Origin of the sequence: Geofilum rubicundum JCM 15548 (assembly GCF_000974365.1) — a bacterium.
Classification (GTDB): Bacteria; Bacteroidota; Bacteroidia; order Bacteroidales; family Marinilabiliaceae; genus Geofilum; species Geofilum rubicundum.
In genome coordinates this window covers 1-26,561 of sequence record NZ_BAZW01000003.1, presented here as the reverse complement: position 1 = coordinate 26,561, position 26,561 = coordinate 1, and the positions used below count along the sequence as shown (strand labels likewise).

20 protein-coding genes are annotated in these 26,561 nt (G+C 45.3%); 5 read left to right on the top strand and 15 right to left on the bottom strand.

Annotation, left to right across the window (positions count from 1 at the left end; all coding sequences use genetic code 11):
* Positions 1-27 precede the first annotated feature (27 nt).
* The 5 genes from JCM15548_RS02295 to JCM15548_RS02275 all read right to left on the bottom strand — a co-directional run bounded on the left by JCM15548_RS02295 (position 28) and on the right by JCM15548_RS02275 (position 7,539).
* On the bottom strand, positions 28-2,097 hold the full coding sequence (locus tag JCM15548_RS02295) for a methyl-accepting chemotaxis protein (RefSeq protein ID WP_062122265.1): 2,070 nt from the start codon (positions 2,095-2,097) through the stop codon (positions 28-30).
* Between the two features lie 69 nt (positions 2,098-2,166).
* The gene (locus tag JCM15548_RS02290) at positions 2,167-2,679 is read right to left on the bottom strand and encodes a chemotaxis protein CheW (RefSeq protein ID WP_062122264.1); all 513 of its coding nucleotides are present in this window, start codon (positions 2,677-2,679) and stop codon (positions 2,167-2,169) included.
* 10 nt (positions 2,680-2,689) lie between these two features.
* The gene (locus JCM15548_RS02285) at positions 2,690-4,756 is read right to left on the bottom strand and encodes a chemotaxis protein CheA (protein ID WP_062122263.1); all 2,067 of its coding nucleotides are present in this window, start codon (positions 4,754-4,756) and stop codon (positions 2,690-2,692) included.
* 92 nt (positions 4,757-4,848) lie between these two features.
* On the bottom strand, positions 4,849-5,232 hold the full coding sequence (locus tag JCM15548_RS02280) for a response regulator (protein ID WP_062122262.1): 384 nt from the start codon (positions 5,230-5,232) through the stop codon (positions 4,849-4,851).
* Between the two features lie 168 nt (positions 5,233-5,400).
* Complete coding sequence (locus JCM15548_RS02275; RefSeq protein WP_062122261.1) at positions 5,401-7,539, bottom strand: PAS domain S-box protein; 2,139 nt, start codon at positions 7,537-7,539, stop codon at positions 5,401-5,403.
* Positions 7,540-7,882: 343 nt separating this feature from the next.
* On the opposite strand from JCM15548_RS02275, the gene JCM15548_RS21450 reads away from it, so the two are divergent.
* Together JCM15548_RS21450 and JCM15548_RS02270 are read left to right on the top strand one after the other, a co-directional pair.
* Positions 7,883-8,056, top strand: a complete 174-nt coding sequence (locus JCM15548_RS21450) for a hypothetical protein (protein WP_157482337.1) — start codon at positions 7,883-7,885, stop codon at positions 8,054-8,056.
* The gene (locus JCM15548_RS02270) at positions 8,050-8,559 is read left to right on the top strand and encodes a Crp/Fnr family transcriptional regulator (protein ID WP_062122260.1); all 510 of its coding nucleotides are present in this window, start codon (positions 8,050-8,052) and stop codon (positions 8,557-8,559) included. The genes JCM15548_RS21450 and JCM15548_RS02270 overlap by 7 nt, the downstream gene beginning before the upstream one ends.
* Positions 8,560-8,575: 16 nt before the next feature.
* Here the strand turns inward: JCM15548_RS02270 and JCM15548_RS02265 are convergent, their stop codons facing one another.
* The 9 genes from JCM15548_RS02265 to JCM15548_RS02230 form a co-directional block, all read right to left on the bottom strand.
* Positions 8,576-8,974, bottom strand: coding sequence for a hypothetical protein (locus JCM15548_RS02265; RefSeq protein WP_062122259.1), 399 nt, complete (start codon positions 8,972-8,974; stop codon positions 8,576-8,578).
* 33 nt (positions 8,975-9,007) lie between these two features.
* Positions 9,008-10,096: a GRAS family protein gene (locus JCM15548_RS02260; protein ID WP_062122258.1), complete on the bottom strand. Its 1,089-nt coding sequence runs from the start codon at positions 10,094-10,096 to the stop codon at positions 9,008-9,010.
* 160 nt (positions 10,097-10,256) lie between these two features.
* Positions 10,257-10,643, bottom strand: coding sequence for a hypothetical protein (locus JCM15548_RS02255; protein WP_062122257.1), 387 nt, complete (start codon positions 10,641-10,643; stop codon positions 10,257-10,259).
* Between the two features lie 340 nt (positions 10,644-10,983).
* Positions 10,984-11,490 carry a YfiR family protein gene (locus JCM15548_RS02250; protein ID WP_083984924.1) on the bottom strand — a complete coding sequence of 169 codons (507 nt, stop codon included), beginning with the start codon at positions 11,488-11,490 and terminating at the stop codon, positions 10,984-10,986.
* 335 nt (positions 11,491-11,825) lie between these two features.
* Positions 11,826-12,125 carry a LytTR family DNA-binding domain-containing protein gene (locus tag JCM15548_RS22655; RefSeq protein WP_262486859.1) on the bottom strand — a complete coding sequence of 100 codons (300 nt, stop codon included), beginning with the start codon at positions 12,123-12,125 and terminating at the stop codon, positions 11,826-11,828.
* Positions 12,126-12,142: 17 nt separating this feature from the next.
* Positions 12,143-12,676 (bottom strand): hypothetical protein, encoded by a 534-nt coding sequence (locus JCM15548_RS22650; RefSeq protein ID WP_227625357.1) that lies wholly within the window; start codon positions 12,674-12,676, stop codon positions 12,143-12,145.
* 244 nt (positions 12,677-12,920) lie between these two features.
* Entirely contained in the window at positions 12,921-16,907 is a 3,987-nt protein-coding gene (locus JCM15548_RS02240; protein ID WP_062122255.1) for a M6 family metalloprotease domain-containing protein, read from the bottom strand.
* Entirely contained in the window at positions 16,904-17,287 is a 384-nt protein-coding gene (locus JCM15548_RS02235) for a hypothetical protein (RefSeq protein WP_062122254.1), read from the bottom strand. Before JCM15548_RS02235 ends, JCM15548_RS02240 begins: the two co-directional genes overlap by 4 nt.
* Before the next feature lie 111 nt (positions 17,288-17,398).
* Positions 17,399-19,906, bottom strand: a complete 2,508-nt coding sequence (locus tag JCM15548_RS02230) for an endonuclease MutS2 (RefSeq protein WP_062122253.1) — start codon at positions 19,904-19,906, stop codon at positions 17,399-17,401.
* Positions 19,907-20,199: 293 nt separating this feature from the next.
* Here JCM15548_RS02230 and JCM15548_RS02225 point away from each other — a divergent pair, with 293 nt between their 5' ends.
* The 3 genes from JCM15548_RS02225 (at position 20,200) to JCM15548_RS02215 (ending at position 23,750) form a co-directional block, all read left to right on the top strand.
* Entirely contained in the window at positions 20,200-22,011 is a 1,812-nt protein-coding gene (locus tag JCM15548_RS02225; protein WP_062122252.1) for a hypothetical protein, read from the top strand.
* Positions 22,012-22,202: 191 nt separating this feature from the next.
* Complete coding sequence (panB, locus tag JCM15548_RS02220) at positions 22,203-23,021, top strand: 3-methyl-2-oxobutanoate hydroxymethyltransferase (protein ID WP_062122251.1); 819 nt, start codon at positions 22,203-22,205, stop codon at positions 23,019-23,021.
* 39 nt (positions 23,022-23,060) lie between these two features.
* Positions 23,061-23,750, top strand: coding sequence for an RluA family pseudouridine synthase (locus tag JCM15548_RS02215; RefSeq protein WP_062122250.1), 690 nt, complete (start codon positions 23,061-23,063; stop codon positions 23,748-23,750).
* Between the two features lie 156 nt (positions 23,751-23,906).
* Here JCM15548_RS02215 and JCM15548_RS02210 read toward each other — a convergent pair whose 3' ends face one another.
* On the bottom strand, positions 23,907-26,381 hold the full coding sequence (locus JCM15548_RS02210) for a TonB-dependent receptor (protein ID WP_062122249.1): 2,475 nt from the start codon (positions 26,379-26,381) through the stop codon (positions 23,907-23,909).
* Positions 26,382-26,561: the final 180 nt, after the last annotated feature.

Sequence of the window (26,561 nt, the reverse complement as noted above, 5' to 3'; positions counted from 1 at the left end):
TGAATAGGTTTTTATTGCCTAAATTAATTAAAACCGTTGATAATCTTCATCACTGGCATCTGCCAGATTCATCTTTAAATCCAGACCTTTAGACGCCTTGGCAGGTGACTCACTGTCCGCTTTTGACTTGGTGGCCACCTTAACACTTTTTAAATTCGACGCGGAATTCTTACTACTCTTACGCAAACGCCCCCTATTGGTTTCGATGCTAAAGTAAGAAACCACTTCTTTCATCTGCTCTGCTTGTCCCGACAACTCCTCTGAACTGGAAGCCATTTCTTCTGAGGCGGCCGCATTTTGCTGAATAACCTGGTTGAGTTGCTGAATGGCACTATTCACTTGATCGGCACCGGTGTTTTGCTCCATACTAGCGGCAGCAATTTCCTGCACCAGCTGAGCTGTTTTTTCGATTTCGGGTACAATACTGGCCAATTGCTGACTGGCCTCTTCAGAAACGCGTACACCGCTTTCCGACAATTCATCAATTTCCTGGGCAGCGATCTGACTGCGTTCGGCCAATTTACGTACCTCCTCAGCGACCACAGCAAAACCTTTACCGTGTTCACCGGCCCGGGCCGCTTCCACCGCTGCATTGAGGGCCAACATATTGGTCTGGTCGGCAATGTCACCAATAATGGAAACTTTTTTGGCAATTTCTTTCATGGATTTCACAGCAATTTCGGTGCTTTGAGAGCCTCGCCTAACACCTGAGGCGGCCTGAAGCGCTATCTTCTCTGTCTCCATGGCATTATCGGTATTTTGCTGAATATTGGCCACCATTTCTTCCATGGAAGAGGAAACCTCCTCGGCCGATGAAGCCTGCTCACTGGCGCCCTGCGACATTTGCTGGGAGGTACCACTCATTTCCTGACTGGCAGCGGCAATATTATCTGCGCCTCCCAGGATATCCCCAATGATGTCACGCAGTTGCTCCACCATTTGCTGCAGCGATCGGGCCAACTGACCAATTTCATCCTTCTGACTCAACAAGCCTTTATCCACTTCTATGGTCAGGTTGCCACCAGCCACCTCTTCGGCAAAAGCAACACCTTTGTTAATCCCAACGGTAATGGCGCGGGAAATCAACAAGCTTAGAAATAAAGCAACAGCTATACCAATCAGAATGGCCAAAACCATGGTAATATTACTGGCAGTGACCAATTGGTCCCCCCTTTCTACTTCCGCATCGGCACCTGATAAATTAATCTCCACCATGGCCTCAATATGCTTACGCACTTCCAATAACATGGCATGGGCATCCCTCATTTGCACTTCCTCCATATTCTGAAACAAAGCGACGGCCTCTTCGGCCTGCTCATTCAATAGATTGAAATACTTAAACACCTCATCGGCAGATGGAAGCATTTGCGCATTGTAAATACGCAGAGCCTCTTGTGTGTTCCCCCTTTCTATCAGTTCCATGATATCATGCACCGAGCGGTGAAAGGTATTATGATGTTCGCGCATATTGGCAATGGTGGTATTAATGGAGGCATTACCGGTATTTAGGGTGGGGATCCATACGCCCAGGTTACAGGCCGTATGGTCATCACCGCCCTCAAAGGCGTTGCCCGACTGCAAAGCATTGGCCACCCGTACCTGTAAGGCGTAATGATCCTTCTCAAACAACTCCAGATTTTTTAGAAACTCCATGGGATAATGAATATCCAATCGGTTTAAACGATCCACATCTGCGGCAAATTGCTCATTGAGTGCGCGCCAGGCGCTCACCGATTCCAGAAAAGAATTCCAGATAATGGTCTCCTCATCGGTCTGAGGCAGCTCCTTAAACTGGTCGATGGCATGGTTATAGACGGCCCGACTTTCGGCTACACTGCTTAACTCAGCCATACGCCCCTCTGAGGTTAAATTGGGATTCAACATGGTTCTCATACTGACCATTAATTGCTCTATGTTCGCCTCCATGTCCAAAAGATACCTGACACTGGGCATATTGACATCTGATACCGTATGAAAGGATTGACTCACATTGCGTAAACTCACCAGACCTACCACCCCTACTATAAGGGCAATCACTGTGATGGCGGAAAAACCGGCAACGATTTTTTGACCAATTTTTAAATCTTTGAAATTCATATTTATCAATTTAATGGGTTCAATTTTCGTAATGGATATTGCTCTAAAGATGAATTATTTGGAAGGACTCTAATGGTCTTTGGTAACGCTCTCTCGCGCATCCACCAATTCCTTAATGTTGAGCATCGTGTCTGAAGAAAAAACCGCATCCATGTCCAGAATGATGTAAAATTTATCTTTAACCTTGGTCATGTTGGTAATAAATTCAGACTGGTATTGCTTTCCAATGCTTGGTGGTGGCAGCAAATCTTCCGCTTCTATTTTCAATACAGCCTGAACAGCATCTACAATTATGCCCAACAAAATGGACTCACCGGAAATGCTGGTTTCTATAACCAAAATGCTGGTACTCTTGTTTTTTTCACTCGGCGTCATGCCAAACTTGATACGTGTATCTACTACCGGAAGCACATTGCCTCTGAGGTTAATGACCCCCTTCATGTAGGCCGGGGCACGTGGGACTTCAGTAATCTCAGTCATTCCCAGTATTTTGTGCACCTTGCTGACATGCAGGGCAAAGACCTCATCCCCCAGTCGAAACGAAAGGTAAGATGTGATTTTGTTCGCGTCTTCTTGATTCATGTTGTCAATTTTAGGATGGATTTAATAATTCTTTCACGATGCTATTGGTGTCCAGCACCAGGGCAATGCCGCCATCGCCCATAATGGTGGCTGCAGAAATTACTTTTTGGTCGTGATACATGCGTCCCAGAGGCTTCAGTACGGCCTGAATTTTACCGACCACCTTGTCCACCGCAATGGCGATACGGGTGTCTGTGTGATTCACCACGACCATTTGGTAGCGCTTAGGAACTTCGCCATTTAACTCCAGTTCTTTCCGTAGATTATAAAAGGGATATTGAATGCCGTTGAGCGTGACCGAGTTGATGAAACCATCCTTAAGCACGTCCGACCCTATGGAGTAAATCCGGTCGGTCAAGGCGAGCGGAATGATATACTGGGTATGATTAACCTGCACCAAAAGCCCGTCGATAATGGACAAAACAAGGGGCAAAATGATGGATATGGTAGTCCCCTCACCGGGTACAGACTCAATGGACACCTCACCTCTTATGGCGGAAATATTTCGTTTGACCACATCCATACCAACCCCCCGACCAGAGACTTCCGTCACCTCTTTGGAAGTTGAGAAACCGGGCGCAAAAACAAGATTTAGCACCTCATTGTCAGAGAGTACATCGTCTTTTGAGATAAGACCTTTTTCAATGGCATTGGCCCGGATTTTGGCGGGGTCAATCCCCGCACCATCATCGGTAATTTTCACAATCACATTGGCACCGGAATAACCGGCTTCCATATGGATGGAGCCCGTCTCGGGTTTCCCTTTTCTTTTGCGCATATCCGGCATTTCAATGCCATGATCGATGCTGTTCCGAATAATATGTAACAACGGGTCGGTCAGACTCTCTATCATGGTCTTATCTAATTCGGTTCCCGTACCTGAGGTGGTGAAAGCTATTTTTTTGTCCAGACTACAACTCAGATCACGTACCAATCTCTGGAAGCGGGTCACGAGACTTTCCACCGGAATGAGACTGATGCTAAAAGCGCTGTCGCGAAGGGAACCGGTTAGCTTCTGTATATTTTCCGCAACCATTTTCAGCTCCGGAATTTGATGCTGAGCCGCAATGACATTGAGTCGTTCCTGGGTAATTACCAGCTCGCTGACCATATTCATTAATCCGTCGATTTTGTCTGAGGCCACCCGAATGGAAGAGGAGGTCACTTTTTTGCCCTCAGAGGTCTGGCCCAGTTGGTCAAACACAACCGGAGCTGCCAGACCCTCCTCAATGGGCTCATCCACCATAAACTCGCTAAGATCTGCCAGCTCAATTTCAAGCTTGTTTTCACAAAGGGTGTCCAGCCTGGCTATAAACTGGGGCTGGGTGAACAAATCGGACTGACTAAGACGTTGGATTTCTATTTTTGAATCGTCTTCCACAAAAATAAAGACATCCATGATGGCGGCTTTTCCCATGTCGGTGGACAAAAACAGATCCCAGAAGACCAAAGAACGCTCTGGCTCAACACCCTCTAAATCAGGAATATTTAAAAGGCGCGGCACGGCTTTTAATGGCCCCATTTGCCCCAGTTCGTCTATCAGGTATAACAGATTGGTGCCATTCTCCAGGACATGGGCACCCGGGTAAAAATGAATATACCAGGTGGCCATCCCTGTCACCTCGGGAATGTCATTCGGACTGGTCAGCTTCCCCTCATTCACGGTCTGACTCTTCTGAACTTGTATTTCCTCCTTGAGTACATTTTCCACGGTCGTGACCATTTCCTGATACCTGACCTTTATTTCCGGTGATTCTATGACCTCAACATTTACGAGATCCCGCAGGATGTCTACCGACTGGAAGGTAAGTGACAATAACTTGGATGAAACAGCCAACTGGCCGGATCTGATTTTGTCATAGATATTTTCCATGTGGTGTGAGAACTCACTCAATAGCTCAAAACCAAACATGCCACCCCCACCTTTAAGGGAGTGCATAATTCGAAAGACTTTCTCAAGCAACTCTTTGTCGTTGGGCGACAAATCAAGCTCCAACAGGGTACTTTCCAATTCGTTGATGTTATCCAGTGCTTCTTCGACAAATCTGGACTGAAAGTTCTCAAAAGATGGTATCATAAGACAATATAAATTGGTTCACACAGGCGCATAACAATGCCATTCATGTCGCCATGTTATTTTTTAATCAGCTAATTTTCAGCAGGTTTTACCTATACAGGGGCTTTATATAGTTGCGAAATCCGGTTTAATAGTCCCGGAATATCCAGTGGTTTTGAATAAAAATCATCTGCGCCCATATCCTTTAAAACCCGGGCTGTTTCAGGATCACTCAGTGCCGAAACAATGATCACCGGGATGCCGGCATAGGCTTCTTTGGCCTTCATACGCTCCAACAACTGAAAACCTGAAATTTTAGGCATCAACAGGTCTAAAAGAATCAGGGCAGGTCGGTCTTTATAAATCATAGCCCACGCTTCCGAAGCAGACATGGCTATTTGAGTAGCATACCCTCCTTCTGACAACACGGCCTCCAACAATACATTGTTGGTTTGGGAGTCGTCCACCACCAATATGTAACCACTACTATTTTGCATGTATCTGAATTTTAAAATATCTAATGACTGATACGGCAAATATAGAACGAGGATTCAAAAGACCAGATGATATAGCTTAACAAAAGTGGTGATATAAATCACCGAAGCCCTTGTTTTCCTATGGTGATTAACTGAAGACCAATACCTAGAAGCTAAAAGATCCAGCTTTTAGGACCTGCTTTTTAAAGGCAACTCTAAGTGCTGATAAACGGTCTGCAGAAGCAACTCCAGTTCAATGGGCTTGGAAAGATAGCCTTCACAACCAGCTTCCAGTGCTTTCTCCTGCTCACTGGTCATGGCGTAGGCGGTTTGCGCCACTATTGGCACAAAAGGATTCTCATCCTTAATGATACGGGTGGCTTCGAGGCCATCCATCCGGGGCATTTTAATGTCCATCAATATTAAATCCAGATCAGGATGTTTTCGGTGCATATCCAGGGCCTCCAAACCATCCCAGGCATGGAAAATCTTAAACCGGCCACCGGCTTCACTGCCCTTAAGGGCGTCTTGCAAAAAGAGAAAATTCACTTCATCATCTTCCACTATCAGTATGGAAAAAGTATCTTTTGGTTGTCCGTATGAAATCTTTGGTTCGGCCGCTGATTTCAGGGAAGCAGCTTCAGATAACGGCAGATCAAAAGCAAAAAAGGATCCCATCCCCGGCTTGGTTTCCACTCTGATAAAACTTCCCATGCTCTCAACAATTCGGGCAGCTATCGTCACCCCCAGACCATTACCACCAAATTCACGATTGGCGGCCATGTCCGACTGAAAAAAGGGCTTAAAGATCAAGGGTATCATCTCTGCTTGTATGCCAATGCCGGTATCCTCGACAAAAAACTGTATTTTTTCAGCACTTAACAGTTTATAGCCGAAATGCACCTCCCCCTCTTTGGTAAACTTGAGGGCGTTATCTAACAGTTTCTCGAGCACCTGGCGCAGTCGCGAAGCTTCAGAAATCAAACTTTTCCCTTCTTGAATGCCCGACCTTTCCATAAAAAGGGTTAGCCCTGATGGGCATCGCGATGAATAATGTTCATAGAGCGTATCAAGCATCTTCTCCACATCCACCTCCTCCTGGCGAAGGATGACATCTCCGGCCTGTAAGCGACTTATATCCAAAATATCATCTACAATATTCAAGAGCTGATGGGTCGAATTAATCACATGCCCCATGTAGGTCTGCCGAAGGTCCTCTGAAAGATGCCCTAACTTCAGGAGTTCCACAAATCCCAAAATGCCGTTCATGGGGGTGCGAATTTCGTGGGACATGTTTTGCAGAAAGGCTGTTTTTAAGCGCTCGCTTTCCTCTGCCTTGTTTTTTTGGGTGCGGAGATCTTCATTTAAATGCGACAGCTGGGTATTAATCTTCTTGAGTTCCCGGGCATATCCGTCCGCTTTCTTATAAAGCCAGGCATTTTTCAATGCCAGAGAGGCCTGTGCTGCCAATACCTGACAGAATTCGATATCCTGTCGACAAAAAGATTTTATCATTCTCTTAGAGACCAGCTCCATAACAGCCAACACCTTTCCATCGATGATAAAGGGTACCAATAAGGAAGACCTGGCCCCTTTTGACTTAGCAATAAGTTTTTCTTCAGGGGTTAAAGAGATCTTATTCAGGTCCTGCAACACCACAACACCCCTTTTTTCAATACAGTCGTTGATTTGAGGAAACTGCCTAAGACTCATACGCTTCAAAACATCTGAATCTTCATCAACAACTTGAGGTAGGCAGGCTTCCTCTTCCATTTTATCTCCTACAATAAAAAAGATGGAACCTCCATCCATGTTCAGAAGACTCATTCCGTTACTGATTATAATCATCAACAACTCGTTCATCTCAATGGTTGAACTAAAAGCCTGACCAGATTCCAAAAGCGTGGCTAATCGGTTGCTGTGCTCCATGACCGACCTTTGAGCCAAAATGCGACCGGTAATGTCCTCCTTTATTCCAATAAAATGAGTGATTTTTCCCGTCTCATCAAACGTCGGTGCAACAACGGCAGATTCATAGTATATTTCTCCATTCTTTTTTAAGTTAACAAACTCACCGTGCCATTCCTGACCAGCCTTTATCGTTTGCCACAACAGGCGATACTCTTCTTCAGAGGTCTGGCCCGATTTGAGAATGCGCGGTGTTTTTCCCATTACTTCTTCTAACTGATACCCGGTTAGTTGACAAAACTTGGGGTTGACATATTCAATAATTCCACGCACATCCGTAATCACAATGGAGACCGGACTTTGCTGCAGGATGGACCTATATAAGTCGGAATTGAAAGGATTCATTTGGTTTTGAAGCATGTAAGCAATTTACGAAAAAACAAGCTTATTGTTGCACTCTCTGCCATGGTGCCTCAACTTTATATTTGACAAAACGATCCATCTATTTGAGCAGGTATTTCTACCACTCTGGAGGCGCGGATGCCATAAGCGTGGACGAAACAAACACACCAAGCGTAAATACTTAACCTTCAATATATAACAAAACCAGACAACCGTCGGCTAACATAAAAAATAACACTCTCAGGTCCGAATATAATTTGACAGACGTCGACTCATAACCAGATCGTTGCAAAAGAATTATTCTCTTCAAATGAAATAATTCTTATATTTATCATCCGCAGGAAAACTAGCAGGTATTTGAATGAATAACAATAAAGACTTAAAGATAAAACATCTGGTCAATCAGCCATTTGAACTCACCAATTGGATGAGTCTACTGGCCTCCGGTCAGGTTGTTTCCTATAAAAAGGGGGATGTTATCTCCAAAGCCGCCACCCCCATTTCGCATGCCCTGTATCTGGAGGAAGGATGGTGAAAACCATCAAAGAAAACCCAAACGGAAGAAACAACATTCTTGAAATCAATAATCAGGGAAGTTTTATGGGATTAATGTGTCTTTTAGGTGGCTCAGAGAACGCCTATACATCAATGGCATTAACCAACACAAGGGTCCGGTTTATTAAAAAAGACCAATTGGATGAGCTGCTAAAAAGCAACCTGGAATTGTACGGGGAGATTATCCGGCACACCTTAAAAACCGCCCAAAAGAATATTAACCGGCTAATTACGATCAACAATAAACAATTACCGGGACGGGTGGCCGATGTGATTCTCTATTTTTATGAACTTTTTAATGGCACCCAACAGTTTGAGTTTCCTTTAAGTCGCGAGGAACTGGCTCAATTCTCAGGAACCACCAAAGAAAGCTTCATTCGGACCCTGACTGAATTTAAGAATGATAAAATCATCCTTATTGATGGCAAAAACATCACCATTAACAGCATGCCAATTATCCAAACCCTCAGCAGGCTGGGATAAGTAAGCTTCCTGATGGTTAGCGATCTTTCGAAGTCATTAATTCGCCCCACTTTCGGGCATCTGTCAGACTATCAAAGTAGGCCACCACATCTCCATGACCGGCATCTGAAAATTTCTTCAGGGAAAATTTGGTAAAGACATTTTCAGGAATAACAAAAGCCATCGCTTTTAATCCATTCTCAATCATCACCTTCATAACAGATGCGGCATACTCCGCATCGCTACTACTAACGACTTTTTGTCCGGAAGTATCTGAAATCAAAAAGACGACTTTGTGCTTTCGGACATGCTCCACCGTCGCATCAATCACTTGACGAAACAGCTCAGTGGGAACATACCCTTTCCAGGTTTGTAAAAGCTCCAGGGTTTCAGGATCATAGGTCAGGACAGCGTTCTCGTGGGTGAAAATTTCCATTATACCAATATTTTTTTTCAAAGATAACTATTATTAAATGCACTCAGCGTGTATCAGGCTGATAATGGTTTCCGTTTTAAATCGAAAGCCCAGACATCCATTAAACGCATCATAGTCCACTTTTATGCCATACCCCATATCATCAGGAACCCCCTTAAACCCATTGACCATTTTAAATCCGCCCACCGTCAGTTTCTCCACCCACCTAAAAGAGGGCTCATGTTTTTCGAATCGCTCATGATCACTCCCTCCGATGACATCCTCAATTTCCCGTCCAAAAAACAACTTCAGTCCGTTCTTTTCCTTTACACCCACGGGTAGCTGGTCTATGACCTGAAAGATATGATAAAAATGATTGTAACAATTTTGAAAACGCCTGAAAAAATCAGGTTCAAAATGATCCACATTTGGTTCAGTCAGGAAAAACGCCTTGGGATTTAAAGCCCGCACCGATTGAATGACCTTGTGCCTGTCGTTCAAATGCTGTATATGATGTAAAGCCAAAGATTCATTAACGATAAGCGGACCACCGGCGGCCTCCACCATATTTCCAATCTCCGCAAAATCAATCGCTTCTATAAAAGAGCAAACAGGTATAAACTCCACATTATAAGGATAATTGATGGAATTAATGAGTTCTCCGGCATAATTAAGCGCGTCTTCAAAAGGCTCTACGCCAATAACCACCACTTTTCTGAGTCCGGAAACCCGTTTCAATCGTTCCAATAAGTTAACGATCTGAATACCTTGTCCGATACCTATATCAAGAATAGTAACGGTAGATTCCCCCTGAACAATATCAGCAATCGTTTGATTCACAATAGAATGACTATATCTAACAAAAGGAAATTGCTGAATAAGTACATTGAACAATTCAATTTGCGGCACCTCATAACGCTTAAGGTAAATATGCTCATCAATGGTAGTGGGACCAATGTGCTTGCGAATGGCTCGAATAAAAAGCGTTGCCAGAAACTTTTCAGAACTTTCACCCAAACCATCCAGGCAATGTTCCAATAAAGCTTCAATTTCCAGTTTGGACTCTTCCGTAAACTTATCGGGGTAATTTTGCATTACCAGGTTCAAAGCTTCATATATTGTTGGCAATGGAAAAGATTTCATATATCATATATTAGTTGGCGAATCCCCCTTTGATACCGGCCAAAATCCATGAATCAACTGTTAGGGACGGCTTCTATAAATAACACCCGCCAGCATGTTGCAAAGGCGGGTGTAAATTCAAAAATAACAATATTTTTTTTAACGGTGCCGATTGTTCTCATTAAAAAGTGAACAACCACTTTTCAGCTTCAGCCAAATCATCAAAATACTTTACGTTTGGCGGCATCCCCTGATCTTTGGCAAAAGAGCTCAAAGCCAATTTGGTTATTACATTTTTTGGCATTATGAACGCCATGGCTTTAACGCCATTGGCAAATAAATGAGGCATCACAGATGCGGCATATTTAGAATCCTCGGGACCGACAGGGCGCTGGGCACTTGTATTGGAGACAATGTATTTCACCTCATTGTTCTTAACAAAAGCCAAAGATTGATCAATGCCCTCGCGAAATTGAATGCTGGATGCAAAACCATTCCAATTTTGGTAAAGAACCTTCTTAATATCGTCATACTCTAACGCAATCACCGGGGAAGAAAACACATTCATAGTTATAAGTATTAGTTAATTATTATGTAATTAAACAAGTCTCAAATTTTCGATTAACCATATGTGGTAGAGTGATTTGCTAATAAACAAGTATATTGACCGATTCAATAGCATAACAGACGACAAAATACAATAATTTAGCTTTACAAACAATACGCCTTACGATAAATAAAGATTAAACAAGCTCTTTCTATCAGAACACATAATGAATTATAAAGTTATTTAATTCAATAGAGAATGGAAACATCTTGAAAACAATAGACTACCAATACCCCAAACCCAAACGGGGCACCTGAAGAAAACTCAGATGCCCCGTCGGATAAGAGAAAATAACTTTGGCTTATCTTGAAAAATTAACCAATTGACGGCTGACCAATAATTTTTTGGCTTCTGCCAGCTCTTGGTCTAAACGAATTCCCAATTTGCCATCCTCAATGGAAAAGTTGATCACGGAGCCTGTTGGTTGACGCCCCTGGTTCTCAGTTACAATTAATGCAGGCTGGTTGCTCAGGGCGGCGACCGCCCGGTTAAGTTGCCCGCTTTTGCTCTCTGGCACAAACAGCAAATGGCACTTTTTGACATCAGCTCCCGAAGCAAATTCCACTATTTCGATCTCTTTTCCAGCCACCGTGCGGTCTCCCATGCTCGACTTAAGCTCCTTGGTGATGGCTTCATTGGATCCGATAACCCCAAGAATAAAGACCGGCTCTTTGTAGAATTCGGGCCATTGAACCAAACGGGTGAAATTGTAGATAAATGTGGCCTGATGCTTTTCAATCTGCGCGCTTCCTTTGAATGTCGCTAATGCGACAAACATCAACAGCATTAAGGTCATCTTTTTATTCATAATTCAGTAATTAAATATTCCATTACAAAAATAACTCTGTAAACCATTGATTTACCGTGATTAATAATAATTAACGCAAAAAAGAAAAAACCATCGCCTAACACCTTGTAAAAACCCCATCCTAAAGATGACAACCAGCACAGAAACAACAGCTTAAACACCCCATCTTTATAGGCATCACCCCCTTATTTAAGAGGAAAGACTCCTTTTTAATGCGGCATATATTTGTGGCATTGAAGAAACAGTCATTTGGTGAAAATTCCTTAAATAAATCAAACAACGGTAACCTTTGACAAAAAACTGCTAATGAGCGAATTAACAAAAGAGCAAACATTCTAAACAATTCCCATGACATTTTCAAAGGCGCCCGTAACTGAAGGTATATAGCTACGCGAAACCGGGATGGCTAAAACTCCCTCATCGTCCATCCATAGTTTGAACTGACCTTTGTCACGTTTCAGCATTTTTACCCGGTGAATGTTGACCATATAAGAGCGGTGACACCTTAACAAAGGGAACCCACTAAGACCTGACTCTAAACGCTTAAGGGTATTGCGCAACAAATAAGATTTGACTTTCGGGCCTGCCTGAAAGTGTATAACAACGTAATTATCACTGGCTTCCAGAAATATCAAATCATTGGATTTAAGCGTCAGACGAAGCACCCCATTCTCATCTTTAAAAAGGATGAATCGCGGCCGGTTCCTGATTTGCCGCACCAAGGTTCAAGGCTCATTTTCTTCTCCCGCCAGGCAAAGAAAAGCAGACTCATAGAATAGGGAATAAGCAAAATAAGGGAGGTATTTTGAACCGCCACATATAACAATAATCCAAAGGGTCGAATTCCGCCAAGTACAATCAACTCAAGAATGGCATAAAGCGCACCCATCAATAGAATCTCACTGGACACCATCACCACATAATACGCACGGGTAATGGTTGTTTTTTGCTTAACAGCAAACATGAGCATACGACTGAGGATAATAACAATCATACCTGCCAGGACCAGACCGCCGGATGCCAGCAGAAAAGCCCACCATCTTACATCGTACCATTCTCCGGCGCCAAAAGGCCTGTATATATTAATAAAAAAGAAAGCAAAGATAGCCGTAAACGACACCTGAAGGGTCGTATTCCTGCGGCTGATAAAATAATCGGGTATGGCGTTGCTTTTCCACTCATTCATTACAAGCTCCTTTTATCGCTCACAAAGATATACTATTTATTCTACCAATTCAATTCACCCCTCATTTACACCACTCACCCCCTGAACAACTGGCATTCACCCCAAAAGTCTTTAAGCAAAGAGCTTTCAGATATTTTTATATTTTCTTTGTTTCTTGCAACAGTTATTTTAGTTCAAAGCTATTTACAAAAAAACAGATTAAGCTTCGGCCTAATCTGCTTTCTTCCCATATTAAAAAGTCCATTTATCCTTTCACAATTTTTCGAATAAATTCTTTACCGCCCACTCTGAATTTCAATAGATAGACCCCGGATGGCAGGTCGCTCAGAGGCAAGTTAAATGTATAATAGGCCTCAACCTGCATGTGCCTGACAACCCGACCACTTAAGTCAAATACCGACACTTCTATATCTCCATAAATCCCTTGTACCGATAAGGCATCTGAAACCGGATTGGGAAAAATCTGGATATCTTCATTTCTGACAGAAGTACTGTCTGTATTGACAGATTGCAAAACCACAAGGGTTTCAATATCGTCCATAACAATTAACTGATCCGATTCAGGGACAAACCCATGGGCGGAGACTTCAAAACTGGCATTACTTAAATTTTCAATGCCCAAAAACAATACCTCGCCGTTGGCATTTGTCCATGCCTCCAGGTCTTCAAATTTAACCAATGCACCTTCAATAGGCTGATTGTCATCGCCATAAACCACAAACAATACGTCGTGACAAGCATTTACCAAATAAGGGGCTGTCCAGTCAGAAACCGCCGAATAAACCGCATCCTTACTCTGTATCTGAAACTCATTCCCAAGGCAGTCGGTGACATTCATTGAAAAGGCGGTGGCTGAGAAACCAGTTGTTTCGCCAACGATTGATCCGTTTAATTCTACACCATAGACTATCCGGCCTTTCTTGGGTGCAATAGCGCCTGATACGCGTTGCACGGACTGCTTGTCGGCCTTCCCCACTCTACTAGCAGTAAACATTCTTTTTGAACCACCGGCAAGTCTTTCCCTGTCCACCAATTCAGGCGCTGCCAAATTTAAAGGACCAACAGATATTTGATCCAACAGCAAGGCATGCGTATCATTAGAAACGTATTGTATCGCTAACTTTACACGTTTTCCGGCATAAGCTGAAAGGTCGTAACTATAAGCCGTCCAGGCAACAGGCACAAGTTCACTTTCTGCCGATAGCAGGACAAATTCGCCAGTTCCGTCCGACTGGTCGGACACCAGCACCCGTATACTTTCCAGACCGTAAGTATCAGATAAAGACCGTGCCACAAAGTGAAAGCCATCTCCTTCTGAAACCTCAAAATCGGGCGAAATGAGCCAGTCATCATTGGCGCCTGAGGCGGATGCGAAGGCGGCCAGCAGTTGTCGCCCGCTATAGGCGGTTATATCAAAATCTGCTTGCAAAAGCCCTTCATAATAAGGATCGAGCACAATGAAGGATCCGGTGTAATTTTCATTCGGAAATGTGAGCCCGGAAAGTGGATAAGTACCCAACTGATCCTTATCCTCCATGGTCCATCCGGCCAAATTCAGTACAAAAGGCTCATAGCCGTCAAAATTCTCATCAATAAGAGGGTCCCAACTAAGTATCACGCTTTTCAACGACTTGGTATGTCTCAGATTACGGGGAACCGCCATTTCTGCAGCAGCCAATTCAATAGTCAGATCCTGCTCAGCATCCGGCAAGTAGCGTTGCCAATGGGAAACAAAACCCGGATGCTCCACCGACAAAGGCAGATAGGTGTCTGCATGACCAACGGACCAGCCTGCCCTTCCCGCTGCATCCGTCATTTTCTGCTCCTCACCTAAGGTGACCCCAACGCCTTCCATGGGCTGACCGTTAAAACGCACAACAACACTTAAGGGATGAAAAACCTGAAGTGTAGCAAAATTTGTGCTCACCGGATTCATAGCATAACAGTTAAGGTCGGTATAACCAACAAATGCCAAATGGTAATCGGAGGTATGATCCAGACCGCTTATCTCCATACCGGATCCATTTCCGGCATACACCACAAAAGAGCCATCGGAAAATGAATCTCCCTGTCCAAAAACGGCATTGGCCGTATATTCCAAACCAGCCTCCGGCAAATCACTCACCGCATCGTTCTTCCTCATTAACACCAACACATTGGTACCTACCGGCATGCTCCAACTTATATTCATGGTGGTTTCAGTGGCGCTATTAAGCACAATATTTGAAACGGCTGCAATGCTTACGTCGCAGGAGGGACCCGCATAGACTTTCACATCATCCACGCCAATACCATAGCCATAATTACTAACCCCCTCAAAGGCGATTTGAACAGGTTCTGAAAACGGAATGGCCACTCTGCGTTGCATCCAGTCTCTTGCTTCCTCTGTAAAATAAGCCAGTTCGGTCCATTCACTCCCACTCACAGGCTTAACCAGCACTTTTAACCAATCCTGGTCTCCGTCCCAGGCGGCCTGATAATGCCGGAAATCCAACAAGTAATTCTGTCCCGCCGTCAGCTCCAAAACAGGAGAAATCAGCCTGGTGATTCGTTGTTCGTACTGCGGGGCATGAAAATAAGCCATCCCCTCACCCTCATAAGGTGCCGCGGGACGTCCATTGTCGCCATTCAAGGCCGTCTTCCATTCAAAGGTCCCACTTGTAAAATCCTGTCGCCAATCCGTCAATCCGGCCTCAAAACCTTCGTGCCAGGGAAAGTCAATAATGGGCATCGGATTTGTCAGGGCACTGGTCAACAGGGAAGCGGACCATTCACCTTCCAAATAACTCCAAATGCTATAATGGTAACGGCTGGAACTCTGCAAGCTTGTATGAAGAAAAGCACTTTCACCAGCCCCATAATAAAGCACCATTCCACCACCGGTAATGGCCTCTCCGGCAGCATATAAACGACCAGCTTCTGGTGTGCCAAAAGAACCGTTTTCACTCCAGGCCAGTAGCACGGGGGCCCCGCCCATAGAGGGCTCCCATATCAGACCCAGCGACTCGGATTCAACACTGCTGACTTCCAGAGAAAGGGGACTGCCATTCTGCACGGCCATGTAATCAAAAACCACGTTGTTGCCCTGCTCCATAATGCCTGTCAAACTCCGGTTAAAAACTTCACCGGTCCAGGTGATGGTAGCAGGATCCGTTTCATCCGTCAGCTGAGTAATATTCAAGGATCCCGGAAAAGGTGCCGAGGCCGCATTGACAGAACCTCCGGCGGCTTTGACATAAAACCCCTGATGTTCATTCGCATTGATGGTGTTCAAATTTCTGTTGTCAGCGATCTGATGATCATCGGCATGATACACAATTAACCCTTCACCCGGCAAATAGGCATCGAACCCTTCTTTCCTGCGATTCTCAAGCAAAAGGTATTCGTGCTCAACGGGACTCCCAATGCGATAAACCGTTTTACCTTCCTGAATGGGCGTCATTTCAATCGGACCAGCCGTGGTCAGATCTACCATTTCGACCCACCCCAATTCTAACTTCGACAAGGGGTTATGGTGTGCGGGGGATGATCCGGACGGACTGCCATTATAGGTGCCACTGGCCATCATATCCCATCTGCCTGTCCCCGTGTAGGAAAATTCATCCTCCGTATTGGTATCATAATAATCGGGCAATCCCAGATTGTGTCCAAATTCATGGGCCACAACACCCATGGTATTCATGCTTCCGGCTACATTTCTGGTTTCCGGCTGCATGGTATAACCATTCACCAAAACACCATTAAAGGTGCGTCGGGAAGAAGGAAAGCCCGCCGAAGAAAGCGTCCAGGCGTGCGACCAGATATCCTCTTCAGAACCGGTCACTTCCTGACCGGGTCCCTGGTGAAAAATGGCCACCCCTTCCACTGTACCATTGCCATTGTTATCAAATTCGGAGAAATCTACCCCCGCAGCCGCGGCAGCCTCAACAGCATGCATGGCAAATTCACCCCACTTATCCTCGGGACCGTAATAGGCCTTGTTGTTCGGAACCGTTACCCACTGGGTGACCACTGAGACCATTTCCAACTGACCGCCGCTGTTCTCAAGATAATAATCGCGGAAACTACCGGTCCCGTTGTACCCCGTCTGATTCATCAAATTGTCAAAACTCTGCTGGGTGTGACCGGGAGAAGTATCACTAAAATTGGCCAGAATGACCAACAACTTTTGTGTGCCTGACGCGGTGAAAACATTCGCATTCCCGGAGCTTTTCAGCAGCCCTGAGGTCATTGCCTGACGCTTTTCCCGAATACGTTCCGGCTAACGCCGGAGCCCTTCTCCAGAAAATTCAGGAATTCCCGTTCCGCTTCGGAACGGACATCGGGATCACTGGCTCTGATGCCTGAAGTCTGGGCGTGTCCCGACTTAAGAACAGATGCATATTCGTAAATACCCGAGTCATTTCTTTGAATGCGGTAACCATCCACTGTGGATGTCCAGTTAAACCACTCATCCCCATGCAGGCGGATGGTCAAAACGCTACCATCTGTCTGTTCTATTTTTTGTGGAAAGGGATAAGCGCCTACGCCGTATAATCCTTGAGAAAACCCCAACAATAAAATCAGGAAAAAACTTACAGGAAGCGCCCTGCGGAAAAGATTAACATCCATAAATCATCCATTAAAATACGAAAAAACACCCATCAATCTGTATATAAACGAGATTACCCCCCAAAAGGTTTAAAAAAACACCCCCCCTTTCCGACGCTTAAAAAACCTCTCTTAATCAAGATCAACCACCGTAATGCCGGAACCGCCATGTTGCACATGCTCATCTGCGTACCGCACGACAAAAGGCAAGGTGCCAAGATACTCCCGAATCATTTGCCGCAACGCCCCGGTTCCCTTGCCGTGTAATATTTTCACCTGACTAACCCCACACATCACCGCCTCGTCCATATGCGTGGTTACCCGGTCGATGGCTTCATCGGCCCGCATGCCACGCAAGTCAATATCCGGCTTGAATGTCAGCTTTTTATCCCGCATACGCTGAGCCAAACCGGCTGATACAGAATTGACACTCCGTAACTCCTTCTTGTATTCATTGCGACTCAGCTTCTCCAGTCGGGAAACTTTCACATTGGTTATCAATTGCCCAAACGCAATCAGCGCATTCTTTCCCTTTATCTCCATCACTTCCCCCGGAATAGGCTGTCCCTGCCACTTCACCATATCCCCTTCAGCAATGGTGTCGGGCACAGGGGGTTTGGATGACTTCTGTTCCAGGAGTTGTGATTCATCTGCAGGTCTCCCGCCTTCTTTAGCACCGCTTTTCTTCCTGCGGTTCTGAATTTTCTCCATTTTCTGCCTCAACTTTTGTTGCGTATCGGCATCCTGCTGATCAAGTGAATCTACCCCCTCTTTAAACACATCCAGCTCCTTTCGGATAAGCCGGGTTTTCTCCTTATCGGCCTGGGTTTCCCGAATCTGCCGAATGGTATTTTCTATCTCCTTATTGGCATTGGAAAGCAAGCCTGCCGCCTCCTGTTTGGCCTTGTCCAAAATCCCCTTGCGTTCACGTGTCAACTGCTCCAGCTCTTTTTCATAGCGTTCTGAAACACCTTCCAATTTACGTTCACGGTCGCGAATCGACCGTCGCTTTTGTTCCCAGTAGCGTTTGTCACGAATAATCTCCCGCAAATGTTTGTCAAAATGTATGTGATCCTCTCCCAATCGCTCCTTGGCAGCTGCCAGAATGGTCTCCGACAGACCTATTTTCCGGGCTATTTCAAAAGCGAAAGAACTACCCGGCGAGCCCACTTCCAGCTTAAAGAGGGGCTGAAGCTGATGGGTATCAAATTGCATGGCCCCATTGACAATACCATCGGTCTGCGAGGCATAATGCTTCAGATTGGTATAATGGGTGGTAATGACGCCATAAGCCCCCTGCTGATTCAACTGCTCCAGAACGGCCTCTGCAATGGCTCCCCCTAACATGGGCTCGGTGCCAGTTCCAAACTCATCGATCAACAGCAGGGACCGATTATTGGCATAGCGCACAAAATTTTTCATGTTGAGCAAATGAGAACTGTAGGTGCTCAAGTCGTTCTCAATGGATTGTTCATCCCCCAGATCCAAGAGAATGTGCTCATAAAAACCCATGCGAGATCCTTCATCAACAGGTACGGGCAATCCGCATTGCAACATATACTGCACCAGACCCACGGTCTGAAGACAAACCGATTTCCCGCCTGCATTGGGACCTGAAATCAGCACAATACGTTCGTCCGCAGTAAATTCTATGGAAAGGGGCACGACTGTTTTACCCAAAGCTTTATGCAAAAGGAATAACAAGGGATGTCTGGCTTCGACCCATCGAAAAGCAGGCGTATTATCCACCTCAGGCACAATGCCTTCGATGCGCTGCGCAAAGCGGGCCTTAGCCCTTATGAAATCGATAATTCCCAAAAAATCATAGGCCAACAGCAAGTCGTCAAGATAAGGCCGAATAAAAGCAGAGATATCGGCCAGTATTTTGGCGACTTCCCGGCGCTCTGCATAAATTATTTCGCGAATCTCGTTATTGATTTCAACAATTTCGGCAGGTTCAATATAGGTTGTTTTTCCCGTGGCCGATTCATCGTGAACAATACCCGGCAACTTTCGCTTGTTGGCTGAAAGAACAGGAATCACTGCGCGTCCATCACGAATACTGATGCTGACATCAGATTCGACCAGACCATCCTGCTGTGCTTTTTTAAGGATGCCAATCATGCGTCTGGAAACGCTCTGTTGCAACGAAAACACCTCCTTTCGCAAACGGGCCAATTCAGGCGTGGCATTGTCCTTAATCTTCCCCTGCTTATTCAAAATGGCATCAATGCGATCGATCACAGCGGGATATATCATCACATCGGCCACCAGGGCATGTAATTGAGGAAAGACTTCAACCTCCTTATTCCTGATAAAACGAATAATATCACGTATAGTCCCCAAGGAGCGCCTTAAATCAAACAAGTCGCCCTCCTCTAAAAAGAGTCCTTCGACCCGTATGCGCTTTAAAGCCCCCCTGACATCGATAAAATAAGTCACAGGAAATTCGCCACCATCCGCTTCAATGCGTTGCATTTCATCGGTCTGCTGCAACCAGGTAGTTACCTCCTCATAGGAGGTTGAAAAGGACATGCGACTTATCCATTCACGTCCCAAACCACTCAGGCAATGCTCCCACAGGAGTTCGCGGATTTTACCAAAATTCAGCTTCTGTTCAAAAGTCTCCGGATATATCACCTCTATAAAATTTCTGTTTCAAAGGGCAAAAATAGCGAAATAGTTTGGCACTCTAAAAACAATAAAAATCGTATCAAATTTTCAAATAGTCCACAAAAAGCCATGTCAATCACCCCAAATGACCTTATTTGATCCCAAACTACAGCCTAAAGACAAAAATTAACTATAACAAGCCATTGTTTCCACTACATTTGAGGTACCTTATAAGAAACTACATCATCCAAATTGCCACAAGCCTACAAAATTTGACCACAATTAATAATAGGATTACATTATTTTAAACAGTACTATTTATGCAATTACATTCGTTCCACATCCCTGTAATGGGAATTGGTTACACCATTGACACTCCTGTAAGAGTCGCACATCTGGGTATCTCATCAGCCATTTCACTGGTGGATGATATGCTTACCGAGAGGATGCGCGAGTTTTATGCCTCAAAATACAATCTACCGTTCACAGGCATCACTAATAAAATGGAAGACTTCAGGGCTAAAAGAATAACGGCCTACCTGAATGTTGTCAACACCATTGTCAATCAAAAATTCAAGGAGTTCAAAAGCAATCTGGCCCACAAAAGGGAAGAGCTCAATAAATTTCTGGAACTTTTGCCAGACACAGCCGAATTGAAACACCGCTTGTCCGAAATAATGGACAGCGCATCCGCTTCCCATATACAAGAGGTGATTGAAAAACATTTTCAGCCGGGAACCATTGATGTCAACATCATGACCAAGCTGGATAAGGAAAATTATATGGATGGGGAAAAACTTCCCACAGAATACAACGATGCCCATGCCAGTTTGCGGGGTTTTGCCAACAGTGATCTGCAATCGTCCATTGTCTTATCGGCAGGCATGAATGCCCGTCTCTACACCTACATGGAGCAATTCGATGATTTTTATCCCAACGCCGAAGGCTTATCGAAAAAAAACATCATTCTGAAAGTATCGGATTACCGTTCAGCCATTGTTCAGGGAAAAATATTTGCCAAAAAAGGCCTTTGGATATCTGAATTCCGGGTTGAATCCGGCCTCAATTGTGGCGGACATGCCTTTGCCACACAAGGTTTCCTTATGGGCCCCATTCTGGAAGAGTTCAGCAAAAACAAGGAGCAACTCAAACAGGAACTGTTTGAGATTTACACCAAAGCTCTGGAAGCCAAAAACAAAACGGTTCCTTCGGCCATAAGAGAAATGCGACTGACGGCACAGGGCGGACTCGGCACTGCGGAAGAACATCAGTTTCTGACCCAACACTATCAACTCGACAGCATCGGCTGGGGATCTCCATTTTTACTGGTTCCTGAGGCTGTGTCCATCGACACAGCAACCATCGATCTTTTAGCCAAAGGTGGAGAGGAAGATTACTTTTTGAGCCATGTTTCACCGGTTGGTGTGCGATTCAACAACATCAAAGGGGCTTCCCGCGATCTGGAGCAGCAGGAAAAAGTAAAAGCAGGCAAGCCGGGAGCTGCCTGTACAAAAAAATTCATCCTGCTTAACAAAGAGTTTACCGACCGACCCATTTGTGTGGCATCCCGCCAATATCAAAAAATTAAAATTGAAGAACTCGAAGCCAAAAACCTGCCACCCGAACAGCACGAAAAAGCTTTTCAGCAAATAACGGTTAAATCCTGTATTTGTAATGGATTAGGGGTAGCCACCCTGAATGCGCATGGCATGGATACCAAAAAAGAAGGTACGGGCGTATCTGTTTGCCCCGGTCCCAATCTGGCTTATTTCACCCGCCAGGCTTCCCTTAAGGAAATGGTGGATCACATCAACGGCCGGACCAACCTCATCACCCACCCTGCGCGTCCCAATCTCTTTGTGAAAGAACTGACGATGTATCAGGACTATATTGATGAGGAGTTCGAAGAGCTTGCAACACCGGACAACCGCCAGTTAAAGTCGTGGAACGACTTTTTGAACAATCTTCAGGATGGTATTCAGTATTACCACGAAATGTTCACAAAGGGAGCCGGCTGGTCAGATGAAACCATTGCAAAGACCAGGGACCTTCTGAAAAAATGTCAGACGAGACTGGATCAACTTTCGGCCAAACATCTTAACATCAAGGAACAAGCCCTGTCAAAGGCCTAGTCAACCAGAGAACACATCATCAGCTATATCAAAAAGGTGCAACGCAAGTTGCGCCTTTTTTATACCACAGGCTACCTTAATCATTATCGACAACGGAAAGAAAGACTGTAACGCTCCATCCTATCTTTCGGGATGGTATTTGACGTTTTGTTGTAAAGACTCCTTATCTTTGCCATTTAAATTCATTTAAGATGTCTGTAGCAAAAGAGGGCCCCAAAAAGATAACCACTCATGTGCTGAGTGAGATGAAAATGAAAGGTGAGAAAATTACCATGCTCACGGCTTATGATTATTCCATGGCCAAAATTGTGGACAAGGCTGGCCTGGATGTTATTTTGGTGGGCGATTCTGCCGCCAATGTGATGGCAGGTTGGGAAACAACGCTGCCCATCACGCTCGACCAGATGATATACCATGCAGCCTCCGTGGTACGAGCTGTTCACCGGGCCATGGTTGTGGTAGACCTGCCCTTTGGTACCTATCAGGGCAACAGCAAGGAGGCCATCGCCTCCGCCATTCGCATGATGAAGGAGTCGGGCGCCGATGCCCTGAAATTAGAAGGAGGTTCTGAAATTCTCGAATCGGTCAACCGCATTCTTTCAGCCGGTATTCCCATTATGGGACACCTCGGACTCACCCCGCAATCCATCCATAAATTCGGCACTTACACCGTCCGTGCCAAGCAGGAAGAAGAAGCACAAAAACTGATTGAAGATGCGCGCCTTTTACAGGAAGCGGGCGTTTTTGCCATTGTACTGGAAAAAATCCCTGCCACCCTGGCTCAAAAAGTGGCCGAGGAGTTGACCATTCCGATTATTGGTATTGGGGCTGGTGGAGGTGTGGATGGTCAGGTACTGGTCATTCATGATATGCTGGGGATCAACCAGGAGTTCTCCCCCCGCTTTTTACGCCGCTACCACAACCTGTATGCTGAAATCACCGGTGCCGTAGGCAATTATATAGAAGATGTAAAATCCAGAGACTTCCCCAACCAACGCGAGCAGTACTAAAGGGTAGCGCTGAATGAATTAAACACAGATAAAACAGACATGAAGTTAGATATTCTCTACGAAGACAACCACCTGATTGCCATTAATAAAAGCGGGCACGACCTCGTTCAGGGCGATGAAACCGGCGATGAACCTTTATCCGACAAGGTTAAAGAATACATTAAAAAGAAATACAACAAACCCGGTGATGTCTATTTGGGCGTTGCTCACCGTCTGGACAGACCGGTTACGGGCATTGTACTATTTGCCAAAACCAGCAAGGCATTAACCCGCTTGAACAAGATGTTTCAGGATAAAGAAATTAAAAAGACCTACTGGGCTATTGTGCAAAATTTGCCGGAAGAGGACGAAGCCACGCTTCGTCATTTCCTTCTGAAAGATGGTAAAAAGAACAAGTCGCACGCCTTTCCAAAAATGCGCTCCGGCGCCAAGGAAGGCATCTTAAGTTACAAACTGATTTCCAGCTCGGCCAAGTACCACCTTTTAGAGGTGGATCTGCAAACGGGTCGGCACCACCAGATTCGTGCCCAGTTGGCCAAAATTGGTTGTCCCATTCGCGGTGACCTGAAATATGGTTCCCCACGCTCCAATACCGATGGCGGCATATCCCTGCATGCCCGTTATTTGCGTTTTATTCACCCGGTCAAACAAGAACCGATAGAAATCATCGCCCCCGTTCCAACTGAGGATAATTTGTGGCGGGAATTTGCGAATGTGGTTAAAAAGTAAAAGGTCTTAGGTGATTGGGTAAATGGGGTGGATTAGGTTGATGGGGTAGATGGGGTGGGACGCTAAGAACAATGTTTTATCCACGAATTACACCAATTACACCAATTTTCAATTCGTGTAATTCGTGGACCTATTTTTCTATCCTATTCGTGGATCCTAGAAACGAATGACCACCTGTCCCATAAAATGACGTCCGGCCTGCGGATAGTAACCATCCAACACATCACGCTGGCCATTAAAGACATAGCTATAGACCCAGGCATTTGATTCATACTGCGCATCCAATAGATTATTGATCTGTGCTCCGAGCTCAATGTGGGGCAGTCCCGGACGCTTGATCTGGTAACGTAAAATTAAATCGTTCACCAGATAACTTTCCAATTGGCGTTCAGAACTGGAAGTATTATCAACAAATTGCTCGCCCACATAGCGGGTGTTTAGTATCGCTTTCAGGTTTTGCACCGGCTCGGCTTCAAAGCGACTGGCAAAAGTCAGATTGGGAGAAAAAGCCACGTCGGTGGTTCCCAAGGCATTCACTTCCTGGCCCCAGGTATCCCAGTTATCGACATACTCCGTAAAATTCTTTATTTTACTGCTTGAAATAACCACGTTACCACCCCATACCAGTCGGGGAGAAACCATTACCTGACCCGACAGTTCCACACCTGCCCGATAACTCTCCGGCACATTGTTCATGATGTAGGCACCAACCGTATTGATTCTTCCTGTCAACACCAGCTGATCCTGATAATCCATATAAAAGCCGTTGAGCTGAATCCCCCACCGGTCTGCCATCCAATCAAGACCGAGCTCATAATCGATCAACTTTTCGGCCTGGGGCACCACCTCATCGTCCGCATCTCGAAAGTCGCTTCTCGATGGCTCTCTGTTGGCCACAGCAACAGAAGCATAAATACGCTTTCCAGCTTCCATTTCGTAATTCAGTCCAAATTTCGGGTTGAAAAAAACATAGCTGGTCGAGCGGGTCAAATCCCGCTGATCGTCGTGCAAACCCTGAATATCATAAGACACATGCCGCATTTGCAGATCACCATAGGCACTAAATCCGGGTAGGAATTCATAAGTGGTCTTGGCAAAATAGTTCAGGTCCGTTTTGGTACCATCGTTCTGATACCACCGATAATCGGCAGGAATACCGGCATTCACAGCCGTCCAGATAACATCTCCATAATGATCTCCATCGTATTGATTCCAACCACCCCCCAACACCATGTGAAGATTGGCATATTGGTAAACCGCGGAGGCTGTAGCTCCATAGAAATGGTTGTCCAGCCATTTTTGAGCCACCAAATCGGTGCTGGTAATGGTATCACCTTCAATTTCAAGTGCCGGCACCACTTCCCCCTCAATCACCATAGTGGGGACAGGCAAGATGTAATCACCAAAATCTTCATTATACTTATAGGACTCATAATACCCCTTGCCTCTGGTATAATGCAAAGCAGCATTCAAAAGAAGATTGCCCGAAGGTTTGTGGGAGAAATGAAGCTGGTAATGATCCTGTTGATAGTTGTCCGTCTGGTTGTCATACAAATACCGGTTAAAGGTCCTTGCGTCAGAATTAAACAAATTCTCGGCCTCAGCCTCAGACCACCCATCGTCATAAATCAGCTTTTCCATACCGGCCTGATCGTTTTCCAACTTTACTTTGGGCACCCCATTCCAGGCCTGATGGGTCTTTTCCTGGCCCGAGAAGGTCACCAGCCGAACCGATGTGGCTTCGGCAAAATAGCCCCCCGAAAAATAAAAGGATTTTAAATCGGAAGCGGAACGATCAATGAAACCATCCGTCGCGATTCGGGATAATCGGGCATCAAAGGCCCATCCGTTATCCAATAAGCCGGTCTGCACCTGCACGCTATTGCGCCAGGTACTATAGGAACCAAAAGCGTTGTCCACCACTACTTCTTGCTCTCCGGGACCATTAAGTGTGCTGAAATTAATAGAACCGCCAAAAGAGGAAGCCCCGTTGGTAGAAGTCCCCACGCCTCTTTGCACCTGCACCTGGCTCACAGAGGCTGCAAAGTCGGGCATGTTGACCCAAAAAACACCTTGCGATTCCGCATCATTCAAGGGAATACCATTAACCGTCACATTGATTCGGGTAATATCCGTACCCCTTAAACGCATGCCGGTATAGCCTATGCCCGTACCCGCATCTGAACTGACGACCAGACCGGGCGTCATATTCAACAGATAGGGTAAATCCTGACCAAAATTGTTCTTTTCAATGTCTTCTTGGGACAATTCTGTGTAAGCCACAGGATCCGTCTTCTTTGCCCGGATGGCAGAAACGGTGACCTCATCGGTAAAAAAACTGGTTTCGCTTAAGCGAACCGACAGGTCTAAATCGCGATTCACATTCAAAACCTGACGGTGCAGTTCATAACCCAGAAAACGAACTTCCAGTGCTTGTTGTCCGGCAGCTACCCCGTTAAAGACAAAGCGACCGCTGGCGGGCACCACCAGGTTTTCTTCACCCAAACTCACAATGGCCCCGGGCAATACTTCCCCTGACAAATTGGTCACCAATCCGCTCACACGATACTGCGAGCTGGCCATAGCTGAGACAAATAACAGTCCCAGCAATAATAAAACAGATTTCTTCATTTTAAAGCAGTTAAAATTTAAAAATTAAACAAAACTGCAATGAGGATAAGTTGGAGATAAACACTTTCCCTTGTCGGCATTACCCGACCAGGTTCAGAGGGTATGATCTCAGCCCGATTATTGAGGGCACCCCATTGTAGAATAAATTAAAAAGGGGGGGGCCATTCTCAGTGCTTTGAT

Bases quoted from the DNA above. Each gene is read 5' to 3' on its own strand.
- JCM15548_RS02295 (WP_062122265.1), bottom strand. From the start codon at position 2,097: ATGAATTTCAAAGATTTAAAAATTGGTCAAAAAATCGTTGCCGGTTTT.
- JCM15548_RS02290 (WP_062122264.1), bottom strand. From the start codon at position 2,679: ATGAATCAAGAAGACGCGAACAAAATCACATCTTACCTTTCGTTTCGA.
- JCM15548_RS02285 (WP_062122263.1), bottom strand. From the start codon at position 4,756: ATGATACCATCTTTTGAGAACTTTCAGTCCAGATTTGTCGAAGAAGCA.
- JCM15548_RS02280 (WP_062122262.1), bottom strand. From the start codon at position 5,232: ATGCAAAATAGTAGTGGTTACATATTGGTGGTGGACGACTCCCAAACC.
- JCM15548_RS02275 (WP_062122261.1), bottom strand. From the start codon at position 7,539: ATGCTTCAAAACCAAATGAATCCTTTCAATTCCGACTTATATAGGTCC.
- JCM15548_RS21450 (WP_157482337.1), top strand. From the start codon at position 7,883: ATGAATAACAATAAAGACTTAAAGATAAAACATCTGGTCAATCAGCCA.
- JCM15548_RS02270 (WP_062122260.1), top strand. From the start codon at position 8,050: ATGGTGAAAACCATCAAAGAAAACCCAAACGGAAGAAACAACATTCTT.
- JCM15548_RS02265 (WP_062122259.1), bottom strand. From the start codon at position 8,974: ATGGAAATTTTCACCCACGAGAACGCTGTCCTGACCTATGATCCTGAA.
- JCM15548_RS02260 (WP_062122258.1), bottom strand. From the start codon at position 10,096: ATGAAATCTTTTCCATTGCCAACAATATATGAAGCTTTGAACCTGGTA.
- JCM15548_RS02255 (WP_062122257.1), bottom strand. From the start codon at position 10,643: ATGAATGTGTTTTCTTCCCCGGTGATTGCGTTAGAGTATGACGATATT.
- JCM15548_RS02250 (WP_083984924.1), bottom strand. From the start codon at position 11,490: ATGAATAAAAAGATGACCTTAATGCTGTTGATGTTTGTCGCATTAGCG.
- JCM15548_RS22650 (WP_227625357.1), bottom strand. From the start codon at position 12,676: ATGAATGAGTGGAAAAGCAACGCCATACCCGATTATTTTATCAGCCGC.
- JCM15548_RS02240 (WP_062122255.1), bottom strand. From the start codon at position 16,907: ATGACCTCAGGGCTGCTGAAAAGCTCCGGGAATGCGAATGTTTTCACC.
- JCM15548_RS02235 (WP_062122254.1), bottom strand. From the start codon at position 17,287: ATGGATGTTAATCTTTTCCGCAGGGCGCTTCCTGTAAGTTTTTTCCTG.
- JCM15548_RS02225 (WP_062122252.1), top strand. From the start codon at position 20,200: ATGCAATTACATTCGTTCCACATCCCTGTAATGGGAATTGGTTACACC.
- panB (WP_062122251.1), top strand. From the start codon at position 22,203: ATGTCTGTAGCAAAAGAGGGCCCCAAAAAGATAACCACTCATGTGCTG.
- JCM15548_RS02215 (WP_062122250.1), top strand. From the start codon at position 23,061: ATGAAGTTAGATATTCTCTACGAAGACAACCACCTGATTGCCATTAAT.
- JCM15548_RS02210 (WP_062122249.1), bottom strand. From the start codon at position 26,381: ATGAAGAAATCTGTTTTATTATTGCTGGGACTGTTATTTGTCTCAGCT.